At 73.2% G+C, this 2,006-nt stretch carries 1 protein-coding gene; it reads left to right on the top strand.

What is annotated here, in order from left to right:
- Positions 1-27: 27 nt before the first annotated feature.
- Positions 28-2,006: type I polyketide synthase (locus tag IEY73_RS28480; RefSeq protein ID WP_189082426.1), on the top strand; the 1,979-nt coding region annotated here is incomplete at its 3' end.

The raw sequence follows: 2,006 nt of genomic DNA, 5'->3' as shown, positions 1-2,006 counted from the left end.
CAGTCGCGCACACGGAAGGTTGCTCGCATGTCCGACGACAGCAAGCTCGTTGACTACCTCAAGTGGGTCACGGCCGACCTGCACGAGACCCGGCGCCGCCTGGAGGAGGCGGAGTCCGGGCGGCAGGAGCCGATCGCCATCGTCGGCATGGCCTGCCGGCTGCCCGGCGGCGTGCACGACCCGGAGGCGCTGTGGCGGCTGGTCGACACGGGCGGCGACGGCATCACCGGATTCCCGGACGACCGCGGCTGGGACCTGGACGCCCTGCTCGGCGCCGGCCCAGGCGGTGACGAGAGCGGACGCAGCGCCACCGGCGAGGGCGGGTTCATCCCGGCCGCGGACTTCGACGCCGGGTTCTTCGGCGTCTCGCCGCGCGAGGCGGTGGCCATGGATCCGCAGCAGCGGCTCATGCTGGAGACCTCCTGGGAGGCCCTGGAGCACGCCGGCATCGACCCGACCAGCCTGCGCGGCAGCCGCACCGGCGTGTTCACCGGGGCATCCGGGGTGGACTACATCGGCGTGGTGATGGGCTCGGCCGAGGACGCCGAGGGACACGCCACCACCGGGCTCACCGCCAGCGTGGTGTCCGGCCGGGTGGCGTACACGCTGGGGCTGACCGGTCCGGCGCTCACCGTGGACACCGCGTGCTCGTCGTCGCTGGTGGCATTGCACCTGGCCGGGCAGGCGCTGCGGTCCGGCGAGTGTGAGCTGGCGCTGGCCGGCGGCGTCGCGGTGATGTCCACCCCGATGGGCTTCTCCGGCTTCACCCGCCAGGGCGGGCTGGCCACTGACGGGCGGTGCAAGGCGTTCGCCGAGGCGGCGGACGGCACCGGCTGGTCCGAAGGCGTCGGCGTGCTGGTGGTCGAGAAGCTGTCCGACGCGCGCCGCAACAACCATCCGATCCTCGCCGTGGTGCGCGGCTCGGCGGTCAACTCCGACGGCGCGTCCAACGGGCTGACCGCCCCCAACGGCCCGTCGCAGCAGCGCGTCATCCGTCAGGCGCTGGCCTCCGCCGGACTGTCCACCATGGACGTCGACGTGGTGGAGGCGCACGGCACCGGCACCACGCTGGGCGACCCGATCGAGGCGCAGGCGTTGCTGGCCACGTACGGGCAGGGTCGCCCCGCCGACCGGCCGCTGCTGCTCGGCTCGATCAAGTCGAACATCGGCCACACCCAGGCCGCCGCCGGCGTCGCCGGGATCATCAAAATGGTGCAGGCCATGCGGCACGGCACGGTGCCGGCGACCTTGCACGTGGACGCGCCCTCTTCACACGTGGACTGGGAATCGGGTGAGGTGCGGCTGCTGACCGAACCGACCGCGTGGCCGGTGACCGACCGCCCGGCCCGCGCCGGCGTGTCCTCATTCGGCATCAGCGGCACCAACGCGCACGTCGTGCTGGAACAGGCGGAAGCCAGCCCGTACGCGCCGGCCGCGGCGGCCGGGCCGGTCCCGTGGCCGGTCTCCGCCCGCAGCGCCGCCGCCCTGGACGCGCAGCTCGACCGGCTGCGCGACTGGATCGCGGAACATCCCGAGCTGTCACCGGCCGACGTGGGCCATTCGCTGGCCACCGGCCGCGCCCGGCTGTCCCACCGGGCGGTGCTGCTCGGCGACTCGGTGGTGCGGGGTGAGGCGGAGGCGCCGCGCCGGGTGGGTGCGGTGTTCACCGGTCAGGGGTCGCAGCGTGTCGGGATGGGCCGGGAGTTGTATGCCCGGTTCCCGGTCTACGCGGCGGCGTTCGACCAGGTGTGCGCGCATCTGGACATCGACTGGGATGACCTAGACGACACGGGTAACGCCCAGCCGGCGATTTTCGCGGTGGAGGTGGCGCTGTTCCGGTTGCTGGAGTCGTGGGGTGTCGTCCCGGAGGTGCTGGCGGGTCATTCGGTGGGGGAGATCGCGGCGGCGTGTGTGGCCGGGGTGTTCTCCCTGGAGGATGCGTGCACGCTGATTTCGGCGCGGGGCCGCTTGATGAGTGCGTTGCCGGCGGGCGGGACGATGGTGGC

This window comes from Mangrovihabitans endophyticus (genome assembly GCF_014646155.1).
GTDB lineage: Bacteria > Actinomycetota > Actinomycetes > Mycobacteriales > Micromonosporaceae > Actinoplanes > Actinoplanes endophyticus.
This window is presented reverse-complemented; position numbering and strand designations above follow the sequence as displayed.